Source organism: Frigoribacterium sp. PhB160, from assembly GCF_003751785.1.
Taxonomy (GTDB): domain Bacteria; phylum Actinomycetota; class Actinomycetes; order Actinomycetales; family Microbacteriaceae; genus Frigoribacterium.
Window position 1 is genome coordinate 114,567 of sequence record NZ_RKIE01000001.1, and the last position, 17,113, is coordinate 131,679.

A 17,113-nucleotide genomic window follows, 5' to 3' on the forward strand; every position below is an offset into this window, starting at 1 on the left:
GCCCGGTCGCACCTCACGAGGTGCGGCCGGGCCGTCGGCGTGCGGGCACGGCTGGTCGTCGGACGGCGGCGCTAGCCTCGTCGGGTGACCGTCGCCTACCACCGCCTGTTCCGCGAGCTGCCGAGGTACCGCTGGTACAAGCCGGTGCTCGCGCTGCTGCTCGGGGCGTTCCTCTACCTCGTCTTCTCGAACGCGGTCGTGCTGGCGCTCTACGCCGTCGTGCGCTCGGTCGGCGGGCAGCCCGCGGCGGCGGCCCTCGGCGCGGGCATCGTCGACGACCCGCTCGACTCGTCGCAGCCGCTCGTGCTGCTGGCCACGCTCGGCTCGATCGCCACGATGCTGCCGGCGGTGCTGATCGCCGTCCGGCTGACCGGGCTCGGCTCGTCCGGTCAGCTCTCGAGCGTCGTCGGCCGACTGCGCTGGCGGTGGATGCTGCGCTCGCTCGGGCCCGCCGCCGTCTTCATGGGCCTGACCGTCGGCCTCAGCTACCTCGTCGTGCCGCTCGTCGTCGGCGACCCGCTCGGGACGGGGCCGGTCACGACGCCACCGACCGCGCTGGCGTGGTCGGTCGTGGTGATCCTGCTGCTGGTGCCGCTGCAGGCGAGCGCCGAGGAATACGTCTTCCGCGGCTTCGCGACCCAGGCCCTGGGCTCGTGGATCGCGTGGCCGGCCGTGGCCGTCATCGTGCCGACCGTGGCCTTCGCGCTGTCGCACGCCTACAACCCGTGGGGCATCGTCGACGTCGCCGTCTTCGGCGTCACGGCCGCGTGGCTGACCTGGCGCACCGGCGGGCTCGAGGCCGCGATCGTCGGCCACGTGCTGAACAACACGGTGCTCTTCCTGTTGCTGGCGCCGTTCGCCGGCACCGGCTCGAGCGACGGCAGCCCGATCGGCCTCGCGGTCACGGTGGTCTGCACCCCCGTCTGGGCCTGGCTCGCGGTGCGCGCGTTCGACAGGTCGGGGGAGCTCCGCTCCTCCCCAGCCCTCGGCGTCGGACGCCCTCCCCCCCAGGAGGCGCGGGCCGCCTGAGAGCGTCGGTACCGCCTCCTAGACTCGCCTGGTGACGACAGCTCCCCCCGCCCCCGCCGCCCCCTCGCCCGGCAGCACGCCCCTCGAGGTGCTGCACCGCGTCTTCGGCTACGACGCCTTCCGCGGCGACCAGGCGGCCATCATCGACCAGGTGGTCGGCGGCGGCGACGCCCTCGTGCTCATGCCGACCGGCGGCGGCAAGTCGCTCTGCTACCAGGTGCCCGCGATCGTGCGGCCCGGCACCGGGGTCGTCGTCTCGCCGCTCATCGCGCTGATGCAAGACCAGGTCGACGCCCTCGAGGCGGTCGGCGTCAGGGCGTCGTTCCTCAACTCGACGCAAGACCCCGACCAGCGGCGTGCGGTCGAGCAGGCCTTCGTCGCCGGCGAGCTCGACATGCTCTACCTCGCGCCCGAGCGCCTCAAGCTCGACTCGACGAAGAACCTGCTCGACCGCGGACGCGTCTCGCTCTTCGCGATCGACGAGGCCCACTGCGTGGCGCAGTGGGGCCACGACTTCCGACCCGACTACCTCGAGCTGTCGGTGCTGCACGAGCGCTGGCCCGACGTGCCGCGCCTCGCCCTCACCGCGACCGCGACCGAGACGACCCACCGCGAGATCTCCCGCCGGCTCGAGCTCGACGACGCCGCGCACTTCGTCGCCGACTTCGACCGGCCGAACATCCAGTACCGCATCGAGGCGAAGGACGGCCCGCAGCAGCAGCTGCTGCGCTTCATCCGGGCCGAGCACGACGGCGACGCGGGCATCGTCTACTGCCTGTCGCGCAAGTCGGTCGAGGGCACGGCCGAGTTCCTCGTGAAGCAGGGCATCGCGGCGCTGCCGTACCACGCGGGCCTCGACGCGGGCACGCGGGCGCGCAACCAGTCGCGCTTCCTCCGCGAGGACGGCATCGTGATGGTCGCCACCATCGCCTTCGGCATGGGCATCGACAAGCCCGACGTGCGCTTCGTCGCCCACCTCGACCTGCCGAAGTCGGTCGAGGGCTACTACCAAGAGACCGGCCGAGCAGGGCGCGACGGCCTGCCGTCGACCGCGTGGCTCGCCTACGGCCTGCAAGACGTGATGCAGCAGCGCCGCATGATCGACCAGTCCGAGGGCGACGCCGAGCACCGCCGCAAGCTGAGCGCCCACCTCGACGCCATGCTCGCGCTCTGCGAGACGGTCGAGTGCCGCCGCGTGCAGCTGCTCGGCTACTTCGGCCAGGCCAGCACGCCCTGCCACAACTGCGACACCTGCCTGAACCCGCCTCAGTCGCTCGACGGCACGGTGCCCGCCCAGAAGCTGCTGTCGACGATCGTCCGCCTCAAGCGCGAGCGCGACCAGCAGTTCGGCGCGGGCCAGATCATCGACATCCTCCTCGGCAAGGTCACCCCCCGAGTCACCCAGAATCGCCACGAGCAGCTCTCGACCTTCGGCATCGGCACCGAGCTGAGCGACACCGAGTGGCGCGGCGTGGTCCGGCAGCTGCTGGCGCAGCGCGTGCTCACGGTGTCGCCCGACGGCTACGGCACGCTGCTCATCACCGACGCGGCGGCCGAGGTGCTCTCCGGCGCCAAGCCCGTCCGGCTGCGACGCGAGCCGGAGAAGGCGCCGCGTGCTCGCGGGTCCCGGTCGGGCTCCGGCTCAGGGTCGCGGGGCTCCCGCTCGGGCTCGGGGTCGGCCGACCTCGACGCGGCCGACGTGCCCCTGTTCGAGACCTTGCGCGCCTGGCGTGCCGGCGTCGCGAAGGCCCAGGGCGTGCCGGCGTACGTGGTCTTCGGCGACGTCACCCTGCGCGGGGTGGCGGCGGCGAAGCCGTCCTCGATGGGCGAGCTCGCCGGCATCAGCGGAGTCGGCCAGAAGAAGCTCGACACGTACGGGCAGCAGGTGCTCGACGTCGTCGCCGGGACGTCGCCCGAGGAGGCCGCCGCGTCGGCGGCCGAGCGCGCCGAGGCCGGCACGACCGCGGGCCCGCGCTTCGTCGGCGGCGGCGACGGCGGCGACGCCCCCGCCGCGCCCCCGTCCGCTCGACCCGCGCGCTCGACCGCCCCGGCCACCGGTCGAGGTCGTTCCGCGGCGCCGGCTGCCGAGCCCGACCCGTTCCCCCTCGACGACGAGCCGCCCTACGACCCCTACGACGAGGCCGAGCCCCCCGACGACTGGCGCTGACGCGCCGCGCCCGCCCCGCCCCCCTCCACGCGAGGCGGGGCGTTCGCGTGTGCGCGCAGGCGCGCGCCGTGCGTGCGTGCGTCCGCCCGTCCGTGCGCCCGTGCGCCCGTGCGCCCGGCCGTCCGTGCGTCTTCCGCGAGGGCGGGTGTTCGCGGTCGAGGGCGGGTCGTCGGCGACCCGCCCTCGCGCACGGACACCCGCCCTCGCCGAGAACGGGAGCGCGCCGCTACCGCGGGCCGGGGCCGACCTGGCTCACGCGACGCCAGAGCAGCATCAGCGCGAGCGTCGTGCCGAACATCGCCTCGAAGCCGCCGATGAAGGGCCCGCCGTTGAGGCGCGAGACGTAGGCGGCGGCCAGCACGAAGGCGCCCGCGACCGGACCGACGAGGTAGACCGCCCGCACCGCCGCCTTCGAGGCGGTCCGGCCGCGGCTGCCCTGCACCTGGGCGACGATCATCGTGACGGCCACGGCCACCGAGATCACGGCGGCGATCACGTACAGCAGGGACGAGACCGTGGCCCAGGGCTCCTCGAACGCCGCGACGGTGACGGCCCCGACGATCTCGATCACGGCGAACCAGGCATAGACGGCCGGTCCCGCGACGTAGCCGGCCCGGCGGGCCCGGCTGGGCGCGAAGGGGAGGACGGCATCGCGGCGGTCGTCCTCGACCGCGACGTCACGCAGGCGTCGTCGACGCGGGGCACGGGCGGCCCGCGCCGTCCCCCGGGCACCGGTGACGGACATCGGGGCCCGCTCGACGAAGGGCGTGGCCGCACCGACCGGTGCAGCTGCGTCGGCCGTCGACGCCGCGGCGCCCCCGGACGGCAGCGTCCCCGGCTGCGTCGTCGTCCCTCGTTCGTTCCCCATGCCGCGAGCATACGAGCAATGAGAAAGCCTCGCGATCCTCTCTCCGGAGGACACCCCGTGTCCCCGGCAGAGGGTGAGAGGGGTGGCCTTCCTGAGAGCACCGGGTGCCCCGCGGGTGCCCCCGACACCCCCGGCACCCGACCGGGCGTCACGCGTCCCGCGTCCCCACGGTCGTCCACGGATCGTCGCGCCACGAGACCTCGGGCGACGATCCGTGGACACCCGCGCGCCCAACCGGGCGGGCCCGACGCGACGCGACGCGCCCGACGCGACGCGACCGCCGCGACGAGGCCCCACGCCACGCCCGCCCGCCCCGCATGCCCGCTCGGGCATGCACCCTGCGCCACCCTTGACCATGCTCACCTTCGTCAGCCGAGCGTTCCTCGCGCCCCTGGTCCGCCTGACGTGGCGCCCGAAGATCGTCGGTCGCCGCAACGTCCCGCGCACCGGCGCCGTGATCCTCGCGAGCAACCACCTGTCGTTCATGGACAGCGTCGTCATCACGCTCATGGCCCCGCGCGAGGTCGCCTTCCTCGCGAAGAACTCGTACTTCACCGGCACCGGCCTGAAGGGCCGCCTCCGCCGCTCGTTCTTCGCCGGCATCGGCGCGATCGGGGTCGAGCGCGGTGCCGGGGCCGCCGCCCAGCAGTCGCTCGACCTCGGCCTCGAGCGCCTCACGGCCGGCGACGCCTTCGCGATCTACCCCGAGGGCACCCGCTCCCTCGACGGCCGCCTCTACCGCGGCCGCACCGGGGTGGCCTGGCTGGCACTCACGAGCGGGGCGCCCGTCGTCCCCGTGGCGCTCACCGGCACGCAGGACCTGCAGCCCGTGGGCACGACCATCCCGCGCCTCCGACGGTTCACCGTGGAGTTCGGCGAGCCCCTCGACCTCTCCCGCCACGGCGACGCGAAGTCGGGCCGCGCGCGACGGCACGCGACCGACGAGGTGATGGCCGCGATCCAGCGCCTCAGCGGCCAGGAGGAGGCGGGCGCCTACAACGAGCCGCCGGCCCCGTCGGTCGTCGAGCGGGTGCGCCGGGCGATCCGACGCGACCCCCTCGGGTCGGGCGAGGTCGACTGACGCGGCCCGCGCCTCCTGACCGGCCGTCCGGAGGCGCGGGTCGCGTCCCGCAGACCGCCCGCCCCGCGACGCCCGCCGGAGGAGCGACCCGCTCCCCGCAGACCGTGCGGTCGCGCACGGCGTCGCCCCGGCCCCTCGGCGTACCGTCGAGCGCGGCGGCGACAGGCCCGCCACGACGACGACGCGGCCCGGCGATCCCGTGGCCGCCGACGAGGAGCAGGCAGATGAAGGTCGCGGTACTGGGCACGGGGATCATGGGGACGGGCGTCGTGCGGACGCTCCTGCGCGAAGGGCACGACGTCACGACGTGGAACCGCACCCGCGAGAAGGCCCAGCCGCTCGCCGACGACGGCGCGACCGTCGTCGACACCGTCCGCGAGGCCGTCGCCGGGGCCGAGGTCGTCGTCACGGTGCTGTTCGACGGCGACGCCGTCGTCGACGTGCTGCGCGAGGCCACCGACCAGCCCGACACCGACCAGCCCGACACCGACCAGCCCGCGACCGACCAGCCCGACACCGACCAGCCCGCGACCGACGCGCAGACCGGCGCCGCGGCCCCCGTCTGGCTCCAGGCCAGCACCATCGGCGCGGCCGACACCGGGCGCGTCGTCGACCTCGCGGCCGAGCGCGGCGTCCCGCTCGTCGAGGCGATGATGCTCGGCACGAAGAAGCCCGCCGAGACGGGCGCGCTCGTCATGCTCGCGGCCGGCGACCCCGACCTGCTCGCCCGGGTGCAGCCCGTCCTCGACGCGATGGGCGCGAAGACGATCACGGCCGGCCCGTCCGTCGGCCAGGGCACCGCCCTGAAGCTGGCAGCCAACGCGTGGATCGCCTCCATCACCGCCGCGACCGCCCAGTCGCTCGCGCTGACGCAGTCGTTCGGGCTCGACCCGCAGCTCTTCCTCGACGCGATCGACGGCGGGCAGTCCGACACCCCCTACGCGCACCTGAAGGGGGCCACGATGATCGCGGGGGAGTACCCGGCCCAGTTCGCGCTCGACGGGCTCCGCAAGGACATCGCCCTGATGCGCGCGGCCGCCGAGGGCACGTCATTCGACCCCTCCCTGCTGGAGGCGCTGGCCGGCCTCTACGCGACCGCCGCCGACCGCGGCCACGGCGGCGACGACGTCGCGGCGGTGCGTGCGGCCTTCACCGACTGACCCGGCGGCGCCGGGCGGCGCTGGCGGCGGCGCCCGGCGCACGCCGTCGCGTCACGGTCTGCGCGTCACGTCGCGGCGAGACGCGACGTGACGCCCAGAACGTGACGCCGCGCCCCGCCCCCGCACGTCCGGACGCGCCCAGCGCGCCTGCGCCCCGCGGAATGCCCGAGCCCGCCCCCGTGTTGGGACGCAGGTGCGCGACGACGGGCACCCCACCTCCGCGCCGCACGACGGCGCGACACCCCACCTCACCCCCACCGGAAGGACCCCTCCGTGGACCTCTTCTCCTCCGCCGTGCTCGGCGACCTCGTCCTCTCGAACCGCGTCACCATGGCGCCCCTGACCCGCACCCGCGCCGACGCCGGCGACGTGCCCGGCGACATCGTCGTCGAGCACTACGGCCAGCGCGCCACGCTCGGCATGATCGTCACCGAGGGCACCTACCCCACGCAGGAGGGCAAGGGCTACACCGGCCAGCCCGGCATCGTCACCGACGAGCAGGTCGCGGGCTGGAAGCGCGTGGCCGACGAGGTGCACGCGAAGGGCGGCACCATCGTCATGCAGGTGATGCACGCCGGACGCGTCTCGCACACCGACGTCACGGGCACCGACCGCATCGTCGGCCCGAGCGCCGTGGCGATCGACGGCCAGGTGCACGTCCCCGCCGGCAAGGCCGACTACCCCGTGCCGCACGCCCTCACCACCGAGGAGGTGCGCCAGGTCGTGCAGGACTTCGTCACCGCCTCGAAGCGCGCCGTCCTCGAGGCCGGCCTCGACGGCGTCGAGCTGCACAGCGCCAACGGCTACCTGCTGCACGAGTTCCTCTCGCCGGTGTCGAACGTCCGCACCGACGAGTACGGCGGCAGCCCCGCCGCCCGCGCCCGCCTCGGCATCGAGGTGGCCGAGGCCGTCTCCGCCGCGATCGGCGCCGGCCGCGTGGGCATCCGCATCTCGCCCATGCACAACATCCAGGACGTCGTCGAGACCGACCTCGACGACGTGACCGCGACCTACGACGCCCTCATGGACGGCCTCGCGCCCCTCGGCCTCGCCTACATGAGCGTGCTGCACGCCGACCCGCGCGGCGAGCTCGTGCAGCGCCTCCGCCGTCGCCTCGGCCAGGCGGTCGTGCTCAACAGCGGCTTCGGCACGGTCACCGACCTGGCCGAGGCGAAGGACCTCGTCGAGAACGGCCACGCCGACGCCGTCGCCGTGGGCCGCCTGGCCATCGCGAACCCCGACCTCGTCGCCCGCTGGGAGCGCGAGGCCGAGCTCAACGAGCCGAACCCCGCCACGTTCTACGCCGACGGTGCCACGGGCTACACCGACTACCCGGCACTGGAGTCCGTCTCGCGCTGAGAGCCGGGCCCCGGCACCGGACGGTGACCGACGAGGAGGCGCGGGGTGCGGTCGAGGCACCCCGCGCCTCCTCGCGTCCCCCCGCCTGGCACCGCGGCCGGGTGTACGACGGACGCATGAGCGACGACGTGAAGCACCCCTCCGACCTCGGAATCGACGTGAGCGACGGCCGGCCGCAGCAGCTCTACCGCTGGCTGCTGGCCAGCGTGCTGTTCGGACGGCCCGTCCAGCAGAGCGTCGCGGCCGACACGTACCGCGTGCTGATCGACCACGGGCTGACGAGCCCCGCCCGGTTCGCCGAGCACGACCACGAGGGGCTCCGTCGGCTCCTCGACGAGGGCAGCTACGCGCGCATCGACCACGTCATGAGCGACGAGCTCCACGAGGTCATGGCCCACGTCGTCGACGACTGGGGCTCGGTCAGCCACCTGGTGCGGTCGTCCGCCGATCGCCGCGAGCTGACCGCTCGACTGACGGCCCTCACGGGCGTCGGGCCGAAGACCGCCGAGATCTTCACGCGCGAGCTGCCCGACTCGCTGTACGGCACCGCCGAGGCCTGAGCCGCCGGCGTCGGCTGCTCGGGCTACGATCCCGGGAGCGGTGCGTCCCGAGCCTCCGCCGAAGGAGTCCCCGTGACCACGACGCCGACCGTGCCGCCCTCGCTCGAGCGCCTCGCCGAGCGGCTGCGCCACGACCTGCCGGGCCTCGAGGTCGGCACCGTCCCCTCCGACTACGTCGCGCCCGGCTGGCGGGCCGACGCGCTGCGGCTCCGCCTGGGGCACCGGCTCTGGCTCGACGTCGCCGACGACGGCGGCGAGTGGTCGACGCACGGCCTCTACGCCGACCACGGCGGGGTCACGCCCGTCGCCGAGCGGGCCCGCGAGGCCCTCGCGGTGGCCCCCGACGCGGAGGCGCGGGTCGTCTCCCTCGCCGTCGTCGCCTCGGTCTGGCGCTGGGTCGACTCGGTCGGCCCGGGCGAGGCCGACGCCCCGTTCGTCCTCAGCCGCTCCGCGGCGCCCCCGGCGATCCCGACCCCCGCGGCCTTCGACGGCTCGGCCCCCGCGCTGCTCGCGCGTCCGCCGATGCCGCGGCGGCGCCGCGGGCTGCTGGTCGCGGGAGTCGTGGCCGCGACGACGCTCGTGCTCGCCCTCGTCGGCACGGGCGTGGTGGCGGGCGTCAGCACCGTGACGACCGCCGTCACCGGGTCGGGCTGGTGGCAGGGGCCCGGCAGCGGCGACCCCGACAGCGGCGCCCCGGGTGCGCCGGGCGACCAGGGCACCGGCGGCGACGGCTCGGGCGACGACGGTGCCGAGGGCGGCAGCGGGCTCGACCCCGACCCCGGGGCGACCTCCGACACCTCGACCTACGACCTCGTCGTGGGCGACTGCTTCTCGTTCGCGGCCGACTCGATGTCCGGCGGCGGTCTCTCCGGCGTCGACGTCCGGCCGTGCCCCGACGAGCACCAGGCCGAGATCTACCTCGAGGACGACCTGCCGGGCGGTGCGTGGCCCGGACAGGAGGAGGTCGGCGCCGAGGCCGACGACCTCTGCTACGGGGCGTTCGCCGGCTTCGTCGGCATCGAGTGGGAGGACTCCGTCGTCGAGTACTCGTCGCTCGTCCCCTCCGAGTCGAGCTGGGCCGAGGGCGACCGGGCGGTCTCGTGCTACGTCTTCATCGGCGGCGTCGACCAGCGCGGCACCCTCGAGGGCCTCGGCGAGTAGCCCGGCCCGCCCGGCCCCGCCCGACCGGAGCTGCACCGTCGATCCGGCACTGCACCCCCTGTCCCGACGGTGCGACGCCGGTCCGACGGTGCGACGCCGGTGCGACGGTGCGACGGTGCGACGCCGCTAGAGCAGCCGCTCGAGGAGGCGCAGGGTCGCCGAGATGTCCACGCGGCGGTCGAGCAGCCACTGCACCTGCAGGCCGTCGAACGCGGCGATGATCAGCGAGGCGACCTGGTCGAGGTCGAGGTCGGTGTGCCGACCGGCGGCGGCGAGCTCGGCGGCGAGCTCCCTCGCGAGGCCGGCCCGCGCCTCCTCGAACCGGCGGGCGAAGAACTCGCGCGACTTGTCGTTGCCGGGCTCGACCGAGGTCGCGAGCATGGTCGTGTACAGGGTGGCGAGGCCGGGCACCGTGACGTTGTCGTCGGCGGCGAGTCCGAGGCGGGCGAAGGCGCCGACCGTGTCGCCCATGACGACGCCCGAGTGCGCGTCGCGCTCGCGGAGCACCTCGAGCAGCAGCTCCTCGCGCGAGTCGAAGTAGTGCCGCAGGGCGGCGTGCGAGACGCCTATCGCCTCGCCGATGGCCCGCAGGGAGGCGCCGTCGATGCCTCGCGAGGCCACCACGTCGAGGGTGCGGTCGAGGATCTCCTGACGGCGCTGGACGCCCTTCGCGTACGGGCCGCGCTCGCGGGTCTCGCCGGTCGTGGACATCGCACGACAGTACCCCGCAGGAGCGCCCGGAGAAGTCCGGGCGGCGAAAACCCCCACGTGGCTGTTTTCGGTGCTACTGTCCTGCCACTGCACTGAATCCCACTCGGCTTTCAGGACGCAGCCGCTGCCGACAGGCACCGGGAACGGGCCCAGGCCCCTGATGACTCAAGGAGGAGTCATGACGACACCGACGTCGATGGACGACCCGAAAGACGGCATCGCCAGCACGGCCCCCGTGCCCGGCAGCCTGATCGACGAGGGCGTCACGCAGCCCGTCGCGACGATCAAGGTCACGCGCACGTACATCTTCGGGCTGGGCCTCGCCCAGTTCGGCCTCTTCATCGCCCTGCTCTCGCCGGTCTTCGTGAGCATGTCGCTCAAGGCCCAGCAGCTGAACCCGGACGACCCCGCGTCGATCATCGGCTCCGTGCTGCCGATCGGGGCCTTCGGAGCGCTCTTCGCCAACCCGCTGGCCGGCGCGCTCTCCGACCGCACCCGCACCCGGTTCGGCCGCCGCCGCCCCTGGATGCTCGGCGGCGTGCTCGTGTTCGTCGCCTCGCTGGCGTACATCGCCTACGCCGACACCGTCGGCCAGCTGACGATCGGCTGGCTCGTCGCGCAGATCTCGGCCAACGCGGTCTTCGCGGCCCTGACGGCGAGCTTCGCCGACAACGTGCCCGAGATGCAGCGCGGCCGGGCCTCGAGCGCGATCGCCCTCGCCCAGAACATCGCCATCCTCGCCGGCCTCTACCTCGCGGTGTACCTGGTCGGCAACCTGCCCGTGCTGTTCATCGCGCCCGGCGTCATCGCCATCGCGCTGATCCTCGTGTACTGCTTCATCGCCCGCGACGAGCTGCCGACCTACACGCTGAAGAAGTTCAGCCTGGTCACGATCGTCAGCTCGTTCTGGACCAACCCGTTCAAGAACCCCGACTTCGGCTGGGCCTGGTGGGGCCGGTTCCTCATCACGTTCGGCACGTTCATGTTCACGACGTACCGCCTGCTCTACATGCAGGACCACATCGGGCTCGACGTCCAGTCGGCGACGTCGGCCGTCGCCTTCGGCGTGCTGCTCTACACGATCGCCCTCATGGTCAGCGCGGCCCTCTCGGGCTGGGCGTCCGACAAGCTCGCCCGGCGGAAGGTCTTCGTCTGGGGCTCGACGGCCCTCACGGCGGTGGGCCTCGTCGTGCTGGCGCACTCCGACACGGTGGGCATGTTCTACGTGGCCGAGATCATCATGGGCTTCGCCTTCGGCATCTACACCGCCATCGACACGGCCCTGATCGTCGACGTGCTGCCGAACGCCGACCGCCCCGGCAAAGACCTGGGCGTCATCAACATCGCGAACGCCCTGCCGCAGTCGCTCGCCCCGGCGGCCGGCCTGTTCCTGCTCCACGTCGGCAGCACCGCAGGCGAGAACTACACGCTCATGCTCTGGGGGGCCGGCGTCGCCGTCCTCCTCGGCGCGATCGCCGTCTTCCCGATCAAGTCGGTCCGATGACCGCGCAGCCCGCTCCCGACCGCCCCGAGAGGACCCGCACCATGACGCCCACCATCTCGCTCCAGCTCTACACGGTGAACGCCGCGCTCGAGCCCGACCTCGACGGCGGCCTCGCCCGCCTGGCCGCGATCGGCCTCGACACCGTCGAGGCGTTCGACTTCGTCGGCCGCGCCCCCGAGCTGAGGGCGGCCTTCGACCGGCACGGCATCAGCGCGAAGACCGGCCACGCGTTCCTCGTCTCGGAGCAGATCCCCCTGCCCGACGGCACGGTCATGACCGCGCCGACGCACGCCGAGGTGTTCGCCGCCGCGACGACCCTCGGCCTCGAGATCGTCATCGACCCGTTCGTCGCCCCCGACGAGTGGACGACCCGCGAGGGCGTCGAGCGCATCGCCGAGCGCCTCAACGCGGCGGCCGCCGAGGCCGCCGAGCACGGCCTCCTCGTCGGCTACCACAACCACGACCACGAGCTGCGGCCGCAGATCGACGGCGTGCCCGCCCTCGAGCACCTCGCCGGGCTGCTCGACGACCGCGTCGTGCTCGAGGTCGACCTGTACTGGGCCACGGCCGCCGGCGTCGACGCCCCGGCCCTCCTCGAGCGCCTCGGCGACCGCGTCGTCGCCGTCCACGTCAAGGACGGCCCGATGCGCGGCGACGTCTCGACCGCGAACGTGCCCACCGACCAGACGCCCGCCGGCCAGGGCGACGTGCCCCTCGCCGCGGCCCTCGCCGCCGGTGAGCACCTGCGGTACGCCGTGATCGAGTTCGACGGCCAGCAGGGCGACGTCTTCGAGGCGGTCGCCGCGAGCCACGCCTGGCTCTCCGCGCAGTTCGAGGCGGTGTCCGCCTGATGGCCCGCACCGGACGCGTCGGCGTCGGCATCGTCGGCGCCGGCATGATCAGCGAGCAGTACCTCGAGAACCTGACCCGGTTCCCCGACGTCGAGGTCGTCGCGATCGGCGACATCGACACCGAGCGCGCCGCGGCGTCGGCGGCGACGTGGGGCGTGGCCCGGTCGGGCACGGCCGACGACGTGCTGGCCGACGACGACGTCGAGATCGTCGTGAACCTCACGATCCCGGCCGCGCACGTCGCCGTCTCGACGGCCGCGCTCCGGGCGGGCAAGAGCGTCTGGTCCGAGAAGCCCATCGGCATCGACCGCGAGTCGGCCTCCGGGCTCGTCTCGCTCGCCGCCTCCTCGGGCCTGCTGCTCGGCATCGCGCCCGACACGGTGCTCGGCCCGGGCTGGCAGGCCGCCAAGCGCGCCGTCGAGGCGGGGGCCATCGGCACGCCGCTGACGGCCGTGACGAGCTTCCAGTGGCAGGGGCCGGACATCATCCACCCCGCCGCCGACTTCCTCTACGCCGAGGGCGCGGGCCCGCTGTTCGACATGGGCCCGTACTACTTCACGGCGCTCGTGCACCTGCTCGGCCCGATCGCCTCGGTCGTCGCGACCGGCACCAAGGCGCGCGACACCCGACAGATCGTCGTCGGCCCCCGCGCCGGCGAGGAGTTCCCGGTCGAGGTGCCCACCCACCTCTCGGTGCTGACGAGCTTCGAGCAGGGCGGCGCCGCGCAGAGCCTGCTGAGCTTCGACACGCCCCTGTTCCGCCACGGCGTGTTCGAGGTCAACGGCACCGAGGGCACGATCGTGCTGCCCGACCCGAACACGTTCGGCGGAGGCCACCCGATCCGCGTCGCGCGGCCCGTGACGGAGTTCGCGTTCCCGATCGAGAACCCGTGGGAGACCCTCGTCGACGAGGAGCCCGGCGTCGGCCGCGGCCTCGGCGTGCTCGACATGGCCCGGGCGCTCCGCGGCGGCGGCGCGCACGTCGCCACCGGCGAGGTCGGGTACCACGTGCTCGACACGATGGTCGCCGTCGAGGAGTCGATCGCGACCCGCTCGTTCGTCGACGTCGCCAGCACGGTCGACGCCGTGCCGTCGCTGCCCGAGGGCTTCGACCCGTTCGCCGCGACGCTGACCGAGGCCGTCACGGCCTGACGCACCCCCATGCGGAGGCGCGGGCCCGGCACGCGCCGCGCCCGCGCCTCCGCGTCGTCCCGTCCCGCGCCGCGGCGGAGCTGCACCGTCGGCCCGGCGCCGCACCCCCTGCCCCGACGGTGCAGCGCCGGTCCGACGGTGCAGCGCGCGCCTCCCCGTCGACACGGCGCCGCCTAGGATCGTCGTGGGCGTCGGGCACGACCGCCCGGCCGCCCCGAGACCCGCGAGGAGCACGCGTGCAGCTCACCGACCGCCTGTTCCGCACCGACGAGTGGCGGACCGTGCCGAACGCGATCACGGCGGTGCGCCTCCTGCTGCTGCCGGTCTTCGTCGTGCTCATCGTCGGGCAGCACTACTGGTCGTCGATGGTCGTCATCGCGATCGTCTTCGTCACCGACTTCCTCGACGGGTTCATCGCGCGCCGCACCGGTACCACGTCCGAGCTCGGCAAGTGGCTCGACCCCGTCGCCGACCGGCTCACCGTCATCGTCGTCGTGCTCGCCTTCGCCCTCGGCGGGCTCGTGCACTGGCTGACGTTCGTGCTGCTGCTGCTGCCCGACGTGCTGCTCACCTCGTACGCGCTCGTGGTGCTGCGCGGGGCGTCGTTCCCCGTCTCGTGGATCGGCAAGGTGCGCACGGCCCTCATCTTCGTCGGGCTGCTGCTGCTGCTCGTCGGCTACGCGTTCGTCTCGCAGTGGCGCGGCACCGACCAGGCCGGGCTCGACCAGGCCGGCCAGACCATGGTCGTCGTCAGCGCGGCCGTCCTCTACCTCGGGCTCGTCGGGCACTGGATCGCCGCGGTCGTCTACGCCCGGGCGCTCGTCCGACAGCACCGCGGGCTGCGCGAGCAGCGCCGGACGGCCTGAGGTGAGCGACGCGGCCGGCCCCGGCCCCTCGGCCGAGACCGAGACCGAGACCGACGCCGAGATCGTCCTCGCCGAGGTCGACCCCGACGACCCGCGGGCCGCGTGGTGCCTCGGGCAGTACCTCGCCGAGATCGACGCGCGCTTCGACGTCGGCTACGACCCCGCCGCCGCCGTGCCCACCACCCCCGCCGACATGCGTCCGCCGAAGGGGCTGTTCGTGCTCGCGACGCAGGACGGCGAGCCGGTCGGCTGCGGCGCGCTCAAGCTGCACGGCGACGGCACCGCCGAGGTGAAGCGGGTCTGGACGTCGGCCGTCGTGCGCGGTCGCGGGCTCGGCCGCCGGCTGCTCCGCGACCTCGAGTCGCGGGCCGTCGCGTCGGGCCGCACCGTGCTGCGGCTCGACACGAACGCCGCGCTCGTCGAGGCGATGGCGCTCTACCGTTCTGAGGGCTGGGTCGAGGTGCCGCGCTTCAACGACGAGCGCTACGCCGACCACTGGTTCGAGAAGCACGTGCCCGCCCGCCCCTAGGCTCGCGGCATGCCCTCCTCGACCGCTGCGACCGGACGCCACGACGACTCTCCCGTGGCCGTGCTGCTGCCGGGCTCCGGCTACACCGCGCAGGCGCCGCTGCTCGCCTGGAGCGCGGCGCTCCTCGCCGAGCGCGGCTGGCACGTCGAGGTCGTGCGGTGGGTGCTCGACGACGAGGCCGGGGCCGATCCCGGGGCGTTCGTCGAGCGGGAGGCGACCGGTGCGGCGGAGGCGGCCCGCGCCTCCGGCGCTCGGGGCCCCCTGCACGTGGTCGCGAAGTCGCTCGGCACGCTCGCCCTGCCGTGGGCGGTGCGGCTCGGCGTGCCCGGCGCGTGGCTGACGCCGCTCAGCACCGAGCCCGCCCTGCGCGGGGCCCTCGCCGCGGCCGGGCCCGAGCACCTCCTCGTCGGGGGCGGCGACGACGGCTGGTGGCGGCCCGACGAGCTGCCCGCCACCCGCGCCGAGGTCGTGACGGTGCCCGGAGCCGACCACGGGCTCACCCTCACGACGAGCTGGCGCGCGTCGCTCGCCGCCCAGGCCGACGTGTTCGAGCGGGTCGACGCGTGGGCCGCGGCCCGGGTCGCGGCGGTCGCCGCGCGCTGACGGCCCGTCCAGCGGCGCGGCCTACCGTGGCCCGCATGACACGACTCACGACTCCGTTCTCCGCCGCCAGCACCGCCGCCGAGGTGGTCGACGGACTCGACCTCTCCGGGCGCCGCATGGTCGTCACCGGAGGCGGCTCGGGCCTCGGCCTCGAGACCTCGCGCGCGCTCGCCGCGGCCGGCGCGGACGTCACGCTCGCCGTCCGCAACCCCGACCAGGGCGAGGAGGCGGTGGCCGACATCCGCCGCACGACCGGCAGCGAGACGGTGCGGCACGCCCACGCCGACCTGCAGGACCGCGCCTCGCTCGAGGCCTTCGCCGCGGCCTGGACCGGTCCGCTGCACGTGCTCGTGAACAACGCCGGCATCATGGCCACGCCCCTGACCCGCACGCCGGAGGGCTGGGAGATCCAGTTCGCCAACAACCACCTCGGGCACTTCGCGCTGTCGTTGGCCCTCCGCGACGCGCTGGTGGCGGGGGCGGAGGAGTCGGGCACGCCGTCGCGGCTCGTGTCGCTGAGCTCGACCGGCCACCACCGCTCGCCCGTCGTGTTCGACGACGTCATGTTCGAGCGCCGCGAGTACGACCCGTGGGCCGCGTACGGGCAGTCGAAGACGGCGAACTCGCTCTTCGCCGTCGGCGCCACGCAGCGCTGGGCCGACGAGGGCGTGCTCGCCAACGCCGTGCACCCGGGCGGCATCATGACGAACCTGCAGCGGCACATGCCCGAGCAGGAGATCCTCGACCGCGGCTGGCGCGACGCCGAGGGCACCCCGAACCCCGCGTTCAAGACGCCGGAGCAGGGCGCCGCGACCTCGGCGCTGCTCGCCGCGTCGCCGCTCGTCGAGGGCGTCGGCGGCCGGTACTTCGAGGACGTGGCCGAGGCCGTGCCGTTCTCGGACGAGAAGCCCGGCGTCGGCGTCAAGGCCTACGCGCTCGACCCCGAGGCGGCGGACCGGCTCTGGCAGTACACCGCGGGCCTGCTCGGCTGAGCGGGTCCGGGCGGGCTGCCCGGCGCCTCCCGGCGCCTCCCGGCGCAGAGCGGCTCGCGTGCCGCCGCGCTCGCGCGCGCACCCGCGCCGACGTCCGCGCCGACCCGCACCGACGAGGGCACCCCGCCGCCGACGAGTCGGGGCGGGGTGCTCAGCGCGGTGCGTGGTGCACGGAGGTCAGGAGAACTTCTTCTCCGCCTTCTTCACGGCGACCTTGCGGGCCTTCGCGACGTTCTTCTTGGCGGTCTTGCGCGCCTTCTTCACCTGCGGGTCGTTCCAGAACGAGCCGAAGTAGTTGGCGATCTCCTTGTAGCGGCCGTGTCCGGCCTTGGCGCCGTACGTGTAGGCGACGAAGGCGATGATGGCGATGAGCAGCCAGCGAAAACTCATGAGTGTCCTCCCGTGTGGAACGAAGTGCGTGTCGTGACGACGGTAGTCCTCGGCGCTGGGCGGCGACTCGATCGCGAGGCGGAGTTCGCGGAACGGCCCCGGGTCACGGCGGACGGCGAGCCGTCCCTCCC

At 74.3% G+C, this 17,113-nt stretch carries 17 protein-coding genes; 14 read left to right on the forward strand and 3 right to left on the reverse strand.

Annotated elements, in window-relative coordinates; all coding sequences use genetic code 11:
• Positions 1–84 precede the first annotated feature (84 nt).
• Positions 85–1,029, forward strand: a complete 945-nt coding sequence (locus EDF38_RS00485) for a type II CAAX endopeptidase family protein (protein ID WP_123353462.1) — start codon at positions 85–87, stop codon at positions 1,027–1,029.
• 31 nt (positions 1,030–1,060) lie between these two features.
• Positions 1,061–3,196: a DNA helicase RecQ gene (gene recQ / locus EDF38_RS00490; RefSeq protein WP_123353463.1), complete on the forward strand. Its 2,136-nt coding sequence runs from the start codon at positions 1,061–1,063 to the stop codon at positions 3,194–3,196.
• Positions 3,197–3,422: 226 nt separating this feature from the next.
• Here the strand turns inward: recQ and EDF38_RS00495 are convergent, their stop codons facing one another.
• A complete protein-coding gene (locus EDF38_RS00495; RefSeq protein WP_123353464.1) occupies positions 3,423–4,064 on the reverse strand; it encodes a hypothetical protein in 642 nt (213 codons plus the stop codon).
• Positions 4,065–4,419: 355 nt separating this feature from the next.
• On the opposite strand from EDF38_RS00495, the gene EDF38_RS00500 reads away from it, so the two are divergent.
• The 5 genes from EDF38_RS00500 to EDF38_RS00520 all read left to right on the forward strand — a co-directional run bounded on the left by EDF38_RS00500 (position 4,420) and on the right by EDF38_RS00520 (position 9,385).
• The gene (locus EDF38_RS00500) at positions 4,420–5,145 is read left to right on the forward strand and encodes a 1-acyl-sn-glycerol-3-phosphate acyltransferase (RefSeq protein WP_123353465.1); all 726 of its coding nucleotides are present in this window, start codon (positions 4,420–4,422) and stop codon (positions 5,143–5,145) included.
• A gap of 224 nt (positions 5,146–5,369) precedes the next feature.
• Positions 5,370–6,305: an NAD(P)-dependent oxidoreductase gene (locus EDF38_RS00505; RefSeq protein WP_123353466.1), complete on the forward strand. Its 936-nt coding sequence runs from the start codon at positions 5,370–5,372 to the stop codon at positions 6,303–6,305.
• A gap of 273 nt (positions 6,306–6,578) precedes the next feature.
• On the forward strand, positions 6,579–7,664 hold the full coding sequence (locus EDF38_RS00510; protein WP_123353467.1) for an alkene reductase: 1,086 nt from the start codon (positions 6,579–6,581) through the stop codon (positions 7,662–7,664).
• 116 nt (positions 7,665–7,780) lie between these two features.
• Positions 7,781–8,224 carry a DNA methylase gene (locus EDF38_RS00515; RefSeq protein ID WP_148061410.1) on the forward strand — a complete coding sequence of 148 codons (444 nt, stop codon included), beginning with the start codon at positions 7,781–7,783 and terminating at the stop codon, positions 8,222–8,224.
• A 72-nt stretch (positions 8,225–8,296) separates the two neighbouring features.
• Entirely contained in the window at positions 8,297–9,385 is a 1,089-nt protein-coding gene (locus EDF38_RS00520) for a septum formation family protein (protein ID WP_123353469.1), read from the forward strand.
• Between the two features lie 126 nt (positions 9,386–9,511).
• Here EDF38_RS00520 and EDF38_RS00525 read toward each other — a convergent pair whose 3' ends face one another.
• Positions 9,512–10,096, reverse strand: coding sequence for a helix-turn-helix domain-containing protein (locus EDF38_RS00525; protein WP_123353470.1), 585 nt, complete (start codon positions 10,094–10,096; stop codon positions 9,512–9,514).
• A 178-nt stretch (positions 10,097–10,274) separates the two neighbouring features.
• Here EDF38_RS00525 and EDF38_RS00530 point away from each other — a divergent pair, with 178 nt between their 5' ends.
• The 7 genes from EDF38_RS00530 to EDF38_RS00560 all read left to right on the forward strand — a co-directional run bounded on the left by EDF38_RS00530 (position 10,275) and on the right by EDF38_RS00560 (position 16,592).
• On the forward strand, positions 10,275–11,600 hold the full coding sequence (locus tag EDF38_RS00530) for an MFS transporter (protein WP_123353471.1): 1,326 nt from the start codon (positions 10,275–10,277) through the stop codon (positions 11,598–11,600).
• Positions 11,601–11,641: 41 nt separating this feature from the next.
• Positions 11,642–12,451, forward strand: a complete 810-nt coding sequence (locus EDF38_RS00535; RefSeq protein WP_123354920.1) for a sugar phosphate isomerase/epimerase — start codon at positions 11,642–11,644, stop codon at positions 12,449–12,451.
• On the forward strand, positions 12,451–13,602 hold the full coding sequence (locus EDF38_RS00540) for a Gfo/Idh/MocA family protein (RefSeq protein ID WP_123353472.1): 1,152 nt from the start codon (positions 12,451–12,453) through the stop codon (positions 13,600–13,602). The genes EDF38_RS00535 and EDF38_RS00540 overlap by 1 nt, the downstream gene beginning before the upstream one ends.
• A 236-nt stretch (positions 13,603–13,838) precedes the next feature.
• Entirely contained in the window at positions 13,839–14,468 is a 630-nt protein-coding gene (locus tag EDF38_RS15780) for a CDP-alcohol phosphatidyltransferase family protein (RefSeq protein WP_158613284.1), read from the forward strand.
• A 1-nt stretch (position 14,469) separates the two neighbouring features.
• Entirely contained in the window at positions 14,470–14,997 is a 528-nt protein-coding gene (locus EDF38_RS00550) for a GNAT family N-acetyltransferase (protein WP_123353474.1), read from the forward strand.
• Between the two features lie 9 nt (positions 14,998–15,006).
• The gene (locus EDF38_RS00555; RefSeq protein ID WP_123353475.1) at positions 15,007–15,600 is read left to right on the forward strand and encodes a hypothetical protein; all 594 of its coding nucleotides are present in this window, start codon (positions 15,007–15,009) and stop codon (positions 15,598–15,600) included.
• A 35-nt stretch (positions 15,601–15,635) separates the two neighbouring features.
• On the forward strand, positions 15,636–16,592 hold the full coding sequence (locus tag EDF38_RS00560; protein WP_123354921.1) for an SDR family NAD(P)-dependent oxidoreductase: 957 nt from the start codon (positions 15,636–15,638) through the stop codon (positions 16,590–16,592).
• 177 nt (positions 16,593–16,769) lie between these two features.
• Here EDF38_RS00560 and EDF38_RS00565 read toward each other — a convergent pair whose 3' ends face one another.
• Positions 16,770–16,982 (reverse strand): hypothetical protein, encoded by a 213-nt coding sequence (locus tag EDF38_RS00565; protein WP_123353476.1) that lies wholly within the window; start codon positions 16,980–16,982, stop codon positions 16,770–16,772.
• Between the last annotated feature and the right edge of the window lie 131 nt (positions 16,983–17,113).